8 protein-coding genes (1 of these 8 only partly in view) are annotated in these 9,985 nt (G+C 71.9%); 6 read left to right on the top strand and 2 right to left on the bottom strand.

Annotated features, from left to right (window positions below):
* A protein-coding gene (locus POL72_RS42920) for a hypothetical protein (protein WP_272102680.1) crosses the window boundary here: on the top strand, window positions 1–17 show its 3' portion. It extends 817 nt beyond the left edge of the window; 17 of the gene's 834 nt are visible here — the last part of the coding sequence; the start codon falls outside the window, past its left edge; its stop codon occupies window positions 15–17.
* 21 nt (window positions 18–38) lie between these two features.
* On the opposite strand, the gene nadA is transcribed toward POL72_RS42920, so the two are convergent.
* Window positions 39–998, bottom strand: a complete 960-nt coding sequence (gene nadA / locus POL72_RS42915; protein WP_272102679.1) for a quinolinate synthase NadA — start codon at window positions 996–998, stop codon at window positions 39–41.
* A 229-nt stretch (window positions 999–1,227) separates the two neighbouring features.
* Between nadA and POL72_RS42910 the strand changes: the two genes are divergently transcribed.
* The 4 genes from POL72_RS42910 (at window position 1,228) to POL72_RS42895 (ending at window position 7,183) form a co-directional block, all read left to right on the top strand.
* Window positions 1,228–1,566 carry a DUF3634 family protein gene (locus POL72_RS42910; RefSeq protein WP_272102678.1) on the top strand — a complete coding sequence of 113 codons (339 nt, stop codon included), beginning with the start codon at window positions 1,228–1,230 and terminating at the stop codon, window positions 1,564–1,566.
* A gap of 42 nt (window positions 1,567–1,608) precedes the next feature.
* Window positions 1,609–3,000, top strand: a complete 1,392-nt coding sequence (locus POL72_RS42905; protein WP_272102677.1) for an ABC1 kinase family protein — start codon at window positions 1,609–1,611, stop codon at window positions 2,998–3,000.
* Between the two features lie 108 nt (window positions 3,001–3,108).
* Window positions 3,109–5,271: a serine/threonine protein kinase gene (locus POL72_RS42900; RefSeq protein WP_272102676.1), complete on the top strand. Its 2,163-nt coding sequence runs from the start codon at window positions 3,109–3,111 to the stop codon at window positions 5,269–5,271.
* 34 nt (window positions 5,272–5,305) lie between these two features.
* Complete coding sequence (locus POL72_RS42895; RefSeq protein WP_272102675.1) at window positions 5,306–7,183, top strand: NHL repeat-containing protein; 1,878 nt, start codon at window positions 5,306–5,308, stop codon at window positions 7,181–7,183.
* Between the two features lie 19 nt (window positions 7,184–7,202).
* Here the strand turns inward: POL72_RS42895 and POL72_RS42890 are convergent, their stop codons facing one another.
* The gene (locus tag POL72_RS42890) at window positions 7,203–9,149 is read right to left on the bottom strand and encodes a ribonuclease R family protein (protein WP_272102674.1); all 1,947 of its coding nucleotides are present in this window, start codon (window positions 9,147–9,149) and stop codon (window positions 7,203–7,205) included.
* Between the two features lie 335 nt (window positions 9,150–9,484).
* On the opposite strand from POL72_RS42890, the gene POL72_RS42885 reads away from it, so the two are divergent.
* A complete protein-coding gene (locus POL72_RS42885; protein WP_272102672.1) occupies window positions 9,485–9,976 on the top strand; it encodes an FHA domain-containing protein in 492 nt (163 codons plus the stop codon).
* Window positions 9,977–9,985: the final 9 nt, after the last annotated feature.

The raw sequence follows: 9,985 nt of genomic DNA, 5'->3' as shown, positions 1-9,985 counted from the left end.
TCTCCCTCGTGCTGTGATCGCCGCGTCGCGCGCCGAGCTCAGCTGAGGGCCAGCATGCGATCGATCGGGACGCGCGCGCGCTCGCGCAGCTCGGGCGCCATCTCGAGGCGCGGGGCGAGATCGCGCAGCGCGAGATAGACCTTCTCGAGCGTGTTGAGCCGCATGAAGGGGCACTCGTTGCAGGCGCAGTTGCCCTCGGGCGGCCCCTCGATGAACTCCTTCTGCGGCGACGCCTTGCGCATCTGGTGCACGATGCCGCTCTCCGTCGCGACGATGTACTTCCGGGCGTCGTCCGCGGTGGTGTATTTGAGCAGCGCGGTCGTCGAGCCGATGTAATCGGACATCCGCAGGATCGGCTCCTCGCACTCCGGGTGCGCGATGAGCTTCGCGTCCGGGTGGCGCTCGCGCAGCGCGACGATCTTGCGCAGGCTGAAGGTCTCGTGAACGACGCAGCTGCCCTGCCACAGGCGCATCGGGCGGCCCGTCCGCTCGACGAGCCAGCGCCCGAGGTTCTTGTCGGGCGCGAAGAGGATCTCCTGCCCCTCGGGGATCGCGCGGACGATCTTCTCCGCGTTCGACGACGTGCAGATGTAGTCGCTCTCCGCCTTCACCTCGGCGGAGCAGTTGATGTACGAGATCGCGACCGCGCCCGGGTACCGGGCGCGCCACGCGCGGAAGCGGTCGACGGGGCAGCCGTCGGCGAGCGAGCAGCCCGCCGCGAGGTCGGGGACCACGACGATGCGCTCGGGGTTCAGGATCTTCGCCGTCTCGGCCATGAAATGCACGCCGGCGAACAGGATGACGTCCGCGGTCGTCTTCTTCGCCTGCTGGGCCAGCTGCAGGGAGTCGCCGAGGAAGTCTGCGAGATCCTGGATGTCGCCGTCCTGGTAGTAGTGGGCCAGGAGGACGGCGTTCCTCTCCCGCTTCAGGCGGCTGATCTCGTCGTGCAGATCCAGGCGCGGATCGATGGCGGCAGGCTGGGGCGCGGCGCTCGTCATGGCTACCTAAGGTAGGCACCGCGCGGCGCGCTGACCAGGGCCCCCGAGCCGCGCGGTGCTCGCCGGCGCTCCACGTCGCATCGCGCGCATCTCGCGCAGCCCGCGCCGCGCTCGGCGCCCGTCGGCACCCCAGAGCCCGCCGCGTCCGTCGTTGACAACGGCCGGCACCGGTTCACGATCGAGGCCCGCGGTGGGCCTGGGGAGGAGCTCTCGTCGTGGGCGGCCACCCATGTCCCTCCTGATCCCCGTCGCCCTGCTCGCCCTCGTCGTGCCGCTCGTCGTGGCGCTCCTGCGCGCAAATGAGCTATTTTGCGTGCGCGTCGAGGGGCGCAACGTCCGGCTGCTCCGGGGCCGGATGCCGCAGCGGCTGCTCGACGACATCACGGACGTCCTCCGCGCAGCGCCGGTCGGGCGGGGCGCGGTGCGGGTCGTCGTCGAGGACCGGCGCGCCCGGGTCCACGTGGAAGGGGATATCTCTCCCGAGCAGGCTCAGCAGCTGAGGAACACCGTCTCCATGTGGCCGGTTCCGAAGATCCGCGCGGCCCCGAAGCGCCGCGCGGGCGCATGACCCCTCCGCGCCGACATTTCCACCCTAGCGAGTCAGTCCCGCATGGCCGACGACAAACCCCGAGACAATCCGCCGACCTCCAAGCTGGGGCGCCTCGCGCGCCTCGCCGGCCTCGCGCCCCGCACGATCCCGTTCGCCATCGAGGGCGCGAAGCGCGTCCTCGGCGCGACCCGGACCGAGGAGGAGGAGGCCGAAGCGCGGCGGAGGATGGCCCAGGAGGTCAAGAAGACCGCCGAGGCGATGCTGAAGACGCTGGGCGAGATGAAAGGCCTGCCGCTCAAGTTCGGCCAGATGGCGAGCTACATCGACGGGCTCGCGCCGCCGGGATACGAGGAGAAGTTCCAGGCCACGCTGAAGAAGCTGCTCGACAAGGCGCCGCCCCTGTCGCCGGAGGCCGCGGAGCAGATGATCCGCGAGGAGCTCGGCGCCCCGCCCGAGCGCGTGTTCGCGGCGTGGGAGCGGGAGCCGTTCGCGGCGGCGAGCATCGGACAGGTGCACCGGGCCACGACGAGGTCGGGGGAGCGGGTCGCGGTGAAGGTGCAGTACCCCGGCATGGACAGGGCCATCGAGAACGACCTGAAGAGCGTCTCGATGCTCGAGGCGATGATGGCGCCCATCGCCAAGAAGCTGCACGCCCGGCAGACCGTCGACGAGCTCCGCAAGGTCTTCCTGTCCGAGCTCGACTATGCGCGCGAGGCCGAGATGGCGGACCTGTTCCGCCGCATGAACGCCGGGGACGAGGACGTCTACATCCCTCGCATCCACCACAGCCTCACCACGAGGCGCGTCCTCACGCTCGAGCTCGTCGACGGCATGAGCTACGCCGAGTTCTGCGAGCGCGGCAGCCAGGAGGCGAAGAACCGCGCGGGCCTCTCCATCTGGCGCTTCACCTTCCGCTCGATGCTCCGGTACGGCTGGCTCTACGCCGACCCGCACCCGGGCAACTACCGCTTCCACGAGGATGGCCGCGTCACGATCCTCGATTTCGGCTGCGTGAAGCAGCTCCCGCCCGACCTCGTGGAGGGCATGAAGCGCTACATGCGCGCGGCCATGGACGCGGACTGGAAGGAGTTCGACCGGGCGTGCGTGGAGGTGCTCGGCTACGACCCGGCCGACGAGAGCTGGGATCTCTACCGGAGCTACACGATGGAGCTCATGGTCCCGCTGTGCACGCACGGGACCTGGAAGTGCTCCCCGGAGAAGGCGCGCGAGACCGTGGCGTACCTGACCCGCGGCATCCGGGGGCTCGCCCTCAAGGAGGGAGAGAAGATGCCCACCATCCCCCACGTGCCGAAGATGCCGCAGGACTTCACGTTCGTGAATCGCCTGCAGTGGGGGCTCGCGTCCGTGCTGGCGGGGCTCCGGACCGAGGCGGCGTTCCGGCGGACCATCGATCCCTGGGTGCGCGACGGGGTGCACCCTGTCCCCGATTGAGCGAGGATCGCTGGTAGGCTCGTCGGCGCGGAGAGGCGCGCCGAGGTCGCTTCCGCCGCGGCTCTCACCTTGACCTCGATCCCGCACGCTGTGACATTCGATCGGGGCATGGACGACGAGAGGGCGGCCTGCGAAAGGCGCGTAGGAACGACCCTGCGGGGCAAATGGACGATCGATCGCCTCGTCGGGATCGGCGGGATGGCCGCCGTCTATGCCGCGACCCACAAGATCGGGCGGCGCGAGGCGATCAAGATCCTCCACCCCGAGGTGGCGCGCTCGAAGGACCTGCGCGCCCGGTTCGAGCGCGAGGCGCAGGCCGTCAATCGGTTCCAGCACCCCGGCGTGGTCGAGATCCGCGACATCGACGTGACCGAGGACGGGGCGCCGTTCCTCGTGATGGAGCTCCTGGACGGCGAGTCGCTCGCCGACCGGCTCCAGCGGCTCGGCAACATCGAGATGGGGGAGATGCTGCGGCTCATGGATGAGCTGCTCGACGTGCTCGGAGCCGCGCACGAGCAGGGGATCATCCACCGCGACATCAAGCTCGACAACCTCTTCGTCGAGAAGACCGGGCGCCTCAAGGTGCTCGACTTCGGCATCGCGCGCATGCGCGACGGCGTGAAGACGGCGATGCGGACCCGGACGGGCGCGACGCTCGGGACCGTGTCGTACATGGCCCCGGAGCAGGTGCGCGGCATCTCGGTCGACCACAGGGCGGATCTCTTCGCCGTCGGCGCGACCATGTTCCGGGTGATCGCGAAGCGGCGCATCCACGAGGCGCGCACGGAGTCCGAGCTGCTCGTGAAGATGGCGACCATGGCGGCGCCGCCGCTCGCGAGCGTCGCGCCGGAGACGCCGCACGGGCTGTGCCTCGTCGTGGACAGGGCGCTCGCGTTCGATCGCGACCGACGCTACCCGGACGCCCGCACGATGCAGGCCGACGTGCGCGCGCTCCTGCATGGAGCGGCGCCGCCGCACGCGTCGGCGCGCCTCGCGGCGGGCGACGTGCCGTCGGCGGGCGCGCCGCAGCTCTCCCCGATGCTCCTGGCGGCGGCCGCCTCGGCGGACGCGCAGGCCGAGCCTCCGCCGCGGCCCGCGGCCCCGTCGGGCGCGAGATGGAACGAGATGGGCCCGGCGCCCGCGATCGGATCGGAGCTCGGCCCAGGCAACAGCGGGGCGCCCTCGTGGGAGGCCGCCACGATGGCGGCGCCCGGAGCTCCGCGCGGGAGCGCCATGGATGCGGCCCAGGCGCACGGAGGTCACCCCGGCATGGCGCAGGCCGTCCCCGGCGCTCCGAATGGACCGCCGTCGGCCCTGTACAACACCGGAGCCGGCCACGCCGGAGCGCACGGCGCGCCCGCACCGCGGCAGGGCGCCGGCGCGCCGCACAGCGCGCCAGCCTCGCTCCACAACACAGGCTCGGGCCTGCACAACGTCGGCCCGGCCTACGGCGCCCCCGCCTCGGCGCACGGCGCCAGCGCGCCCCACAGCGCACCGGTCTCGCTCCACAACACAGGCTCCGGCCTGCACAACGCCGGACCGGCCTACGGCGCGCTCGCCCCGGCGCACGGCGCCAGCGCGCCCCACGGCCCGCCAGCTTCGCTCCACAACACAGGCTCCGGCCTGCACAACACCGGACCGGCCTACGGCGCGCCCGCCTCACGGCACAGCGCCGGCGTGCCGCATGGCGCGCCCGCCTCGCTCCACAACACCGGCTCGTCGCTGCACAACACCGGCTCGTCGCTGCACAACACCGGCTCGTCGCTGCACAACACCGGCTCGTCGCTGCACAACACCGGCTCGTCGCTGCACAACACCGGCTCGGCCTACGGCGCGCCCGCGCCGCCGCACAGCGCCAGCGCGCCCTACGGCGAGCAGCCGGCCGCCGCGTGGGCGCCGCGCCACGCTCAGCCTAGGCTGCCGCCGAAGCTCGTGATCCCGCTCGCGCTCGGCGGCGTGGCGCTCGTGCTCGTGAGCGTGCTCGCGGTCTGGATGGCGCTCCGCGACGAATCCCAGAACGACGCGGTCCGGCACGATCTGCTGCCGGCCCAGAGCGCGAGCGCCGGGCCGACCCAGCTCTCCCCGTCGTCGGAGAGCACCGACGAATCGCGGAGCAACGCGAACGAGCCAGGAGCGCGGAGCAACGCGAACGAGCCAGAGACGATGCGCCCGGACGCGCCGAACGCTCCGGCGAGCGCGCCGCCCGCGAGCACGTTCATCATCGACTTGACCAAGAAGAAGCAGCGGACGAGAAAATCACGCCAGGACTGAAGCCAGATCGCCGAACATGGAGCTCCGCCCCCTCATGGTGACGAGGACAACCCCGCGCGCGCGATCGATGCTCGTCGGGTCTGCGCTGGTGCTCACGCTCTCGGGAGCGTGCTCGGACCCGGTGCCGATCGGCCCACGTCCCGACGCCGGCGGCGACGGTGGAGGCGGCGACGGTGGAGGCGCGCCGCTCTGCAGCGTCGGCGACGTGCAGCCCTGCTATCCCGGCCCGGCAGACACCGAGGGTGTCGGCGTGTGCGCGGCGGGCGTGCGGAGGTGCCAGCCAGACGGCCAGAGCTTCGGCGAGTGCGAAGGCGCCGTGGTCCCGAGGCCCGAGGACTGCAGCACCACCGTGGACGACGACTGCGACGGCGCGACGAACGAGCCCGACGCAGGGTGCGTGTGCACCCCGGGCCAGATCAAGACTTGCTACAGCGGCCCCGAGGGGACGAGCGGCGTGGGGCTCTGCGCGGTGGGGCTGCAGATGTGCGACCTCTCGGGCACGTCATGGCGGCCGTGCGGCGGCCAGGTCACCCCGCAACGAGAGACATGCACGGACGACACCGACGAGGACTGCGACGGCTTCGCCTGCAGCACGCCGCTCTGGGGCGCCCTCTACGGTGACCAGAACACCCAGAGCGCGACCAGCGTCGGCGTCGACGCGCAGGGAAACATCTATATCGGCGGCACCTTCTCGGGGACCATCAACCTGACCGGCAAGGAGACGGGCGCCCTCGTCAGCATCGGCACCTCCGACGTGTACGTCGCGAGCTTCGACCCCTCCGGACAGCACCGCTGGAGCGTGAGGTTCGGCGGCAGCGGCGCCGAGACGCTCAACGGGCTCGCGGTGACGCCCGAGGGCAACCTCGTGCTCGGCGGGACGTTCTACGGCTCGTTCACGTTCGGCGGCACGACGCTGAGCAGCGTCAACGCGCTCGACACCTTCGTGGTCACGATGAGCGGAGAGAAGGGCGAGCAAGGCTGGGCTCGCCAGCTCGGCGACGCGGCGGATCAGACGCTGCGCTCGATCGCGGTGGACCCCGCCGGAAGCATCGTGATCGCCGGCTACTTCAGCGGATCGCTGGTCTGCGCGCCGTCGCCCGTCCCGGGCGGCGACCCGATCTGCGCCACCAGCAAAGGCGGCACCGACATCTTCGTGCGGAAGTACGATCCGCTCGGCGCCGTCGTGTGGACGAGGATCTATGGAGACGACAAGAACCAGTTCGCGACCAGCGCCGCCGTCGGCAACGACGGCAGCGTGTTCGTCACGGGCCGGTACAACGGCACCCTGACCGTCGGCTCCCGGCAGGTGAAGAACACCGGGCTCGGGCCGAACCTGTTCGTCCTGAAGCTCGACAGCAGCGGGAACGGCGTCTGGCTCTCGGACTATGGAGACACGGCGTCGCAGGCAGGCACCGGGATCGCCGTCGCTCCCTCGGGCGCGGTGCTCGTGACCGGGACGTACATGGGCGAGCTCAACTTCGGGCCGGCCGGCACGCTCCCCGCCAACGATGTGCAGACGGCGTTCGTAACGTCGATCGCCACGGACGGCGTGCCCGTGTGGGCGCGGTGGTTCGCCGGAGACGGCACGCAGGAGAGCACGTCGATCGCCACGGACGCGGAGAACGCCGTGGTGGTGACCGGCTCGGTCCAGGGCGTCGTCGACCTCGGCGGCGGGCCGCTGCCCGGCGGCGGCGGCTTCGACGCCTTCGTGGCGAAGCTCGACCCCGATGGCAACCACCTCTGGGGGAAGGTGCTCGGCGCCGCCGGCAACCAGAAGTCGAACGCGGCGGCCATCGCGCCGAGCACGAAGGTCATCGCGCTCTCTGGCACCGCCGAGGGGAAGATCGACTTCGGCCTCGGCGAGCACGCGGCGAACGGCACCGACGCGTTCGTCGTGCTCCTGTCGCCGTAGACCGGAGCCGCCGCCCCGGTCACGGGGCGCCGCGAGCGCCCGCAGGGACGAGGTCGACGCGGCCGAGCTCCTCGTTGGTCGCCGCGATGGCGGCGCGGATCGGCTCGCCGACGCCGTAGCGACGGCTCGCGCCGACCAGCGCCTGGGCGGCGACGTCGATCCGATAAGGGCCGCCCGGCAGCGCCTCCAGCGCGATCGTGCCCGTCGCGCCGGACTCGACCATCTGGACGACGAGGCCGAACGGCTTGATGGAAACGATGTTGCCCTCGATCTCCTCGCCGACGCGGGAGGCGAACAGGCGCGCCACGAGCATGCGGTGCCGCTCCGTCTCGGCCTTGGCGGCGCTGCGCGCGCGCGCGTTCAGGTGGTGGGCGAGCGACGCGAGCGCCTCGGCGTCGACGCGCTGGTCGCGGTGGCCCTGGAGGTAGCGCTTGACCACGCGGTGCACCGCGAGGTCGGCGTAGCGGCGGATCGGGGACGTGAAGTGCAGGTACAGCGGGGCGCCGAGGCCGAAATGCAGGCCTCCGGCGGCCGTGTACCGGGCAGGGCCGAGCGCCTTGCCGAGCACGGTGCGGATGCCCGGCGCGAGCTCGGAGCCCCTGTACTGCGCCTCGAACGCCGCGAGGCCGAGGGGGCTCAGGCGCGCGCCGAAGCCGGCCTCGACGCCGAAGTTGTGCGCGAACTGCTCGAGCGCGCGGATGCGATCCTCGGTCGGCTCGTCATGGACACGAAAGATGCAGGGGAGCCCGCGCGCCACGAGCCAGCTGGCCACGGCCTCGTTCGCCGCCACCATCAGCCGCTCGATGAGGCGGTGCGCGCCCGTGTCGGAGCGCGGCGAGACGCCGGTCGGCTCGCGCGTCTCGGCGTCCAGCGTGACGTACGCCTCCTCGCGATCGAGCTCGACGCCGCCGCGCGCCGCGCGGACCGTCGACAGCCGCGCGGCCGCGGTGCGGAGCCAGCGCACGACCGGCCGGGCCGCCTCGGGGATGCCGGCGGAGCGGCCCGTCGTCAGGAACTCCTCGACGGCGTCGTACGAGAGGCGGGCGTGCGAGCGGATCACGCTCTCGTGGAGGTCGATCGACCGGATGCCCCCCTCGGGATCGATGCGCAGCTCGACCGTGACCGCGAGCCGATCGACCCCCGGCAGCAGGCTCGCCGCCTCGCTGGAGATCGCGTCGGGGAGCATCGGGATGACGCGGCCGGCCAGGTAGACGCTCGTGCCCCGGGCGCGGGCCTCGAGATCGAGCGGCGAGCCCTCGGGGACGAACGCGTCCACGTCGGCGATCGAGACGAGGACGCGGAGCGCCCCGTCGGGCCCGGCGGGCAGCACGGAGACGGCGTCGTCGATGTCCGTGGTGACGGGCGCGTCGATCGTGACGGTGATGACGTCGCGCAGATCGCGGCGGCCGCGCGCGAGCTCGCGCTCGACCGACACCGCCGCCACCGAAGCGCGCGACGCCTCGAGGACCTCGCCCGGGAACACGGCGCGCACGCCGTTGCGGGCGAGGCAACGCTCGATGCCGAGGTCGGCGCTCGACGAGACGACGCGGGCCGGGACGACCGCGGCGCCCTCGATGACGGCGACCACCGCGGCGCCCTCGGGGAGGTCGTCGGCGCTGCCCGGCTTGAACGGCCAGTCCGTGTTGGAGACGAGGCGATCGACCCGGAGGTGCGGCCGCTTCGCGTGCGATACGACCGTCCCGAAGAGCTCTGCGCGATCGCGCTGGACGAGGGCGAGCTGCGACGCGCTGAAGCGGCCCGGCTCCGCCTCGACGACGACCGCGTCGACGACGTCGCCGTCGAGGAACGGGTTCAGATCGGGCGGCGCGATGAAGGCGGTCGCCGAGCCGAGGGCAGCCCAGCCCGGCCTGCCCGGCGCCCCCGCCTTCTCCGGAGAGGCCTCGATGTTCAGGAACCCGAAGCCACGGGGGTTGACCGAGATGCGTCCACGAACGGGTGCGTGCATAGGCGCGGAAGGTACGCCAGATCCCGGCGCTTTCGAGCACAAGCTGCCCGCCGAGCCCGCATTGATGTCACAGAATTATTGCAACACGGTAAACAGGCAGCGGCGCGACGCCGTGGCTTCGCGCGCTGCATGCCGAGATGCGCTCGGGGCCCAGGGTGCCTCGCGCTGCGCTGCAACGACGTGCGGGCGGCTTCGCGGTTCCACGTGCGCCGGGCCCCGTGCGTGGGCGCGACGCCACGGCAAAAGTGCCTCCGTGGACGGTCCGCGGCGCCGGATCGGCTTATACTCGGCACATCGTGGAAGACGCAGGGGACATCATCGAGCTAGCGCGTGTGATGCCTCGGGACCGCTTCGTCCGCCAGGTGACGAACCTGCTCCTCGTGGTGTCCGAGGCTGGTCCGGACAACCAGCAGATCGCATTCCGGACGGTCGCCGCATCGCCGGCGGCGCACCGGAAGCCGCCGCCTCCGCCCGGTCCAGCGAGCGAGGTGTTCCAGCTCGTCAAGGCGAAGGGCAATCCCTATCTCGACCAGATCTCGGTGGGCCGCACGCGCAATTGCGACGTGGTGCTGCGCCACCCCTCGGTGTCCAAGCTGCACGCGCACTTCCGGCGGAATGAGCAGGGGCAGCTCGTGCTCATCGACAACGGCTCGCAGAACGGGACCCGCGTGAACGGCAAGGTGCTCTCCGAGAGCGAGCCGCAGGAGGTCGCGGTGGGCGACGTGATCCAGTTCGGCCGGCTCACGACGTCGCTGCTCGATGCGGCGGCCCTCTTCGACCTCGTGCGCGAGCAGGCGCGCCTCGCGAGGGATCAGGCGAGCCGGTGAGCGCCGCGC

This window comes from Sorangium aterium, assembly GCF_028368935.1.
GTDB classification, from domain to species: domain Bacteria; phylum Myxococcota_A; class Polyangia; order Polyangiales; family Polyangiaceae; genus Sorangium; species Sorangium atrum.
The sequence above is the reverse complement of the archived record's forward strand: the minus strand, read 5'-3'. Positions and strand labels throughout refer to the sequence as shown.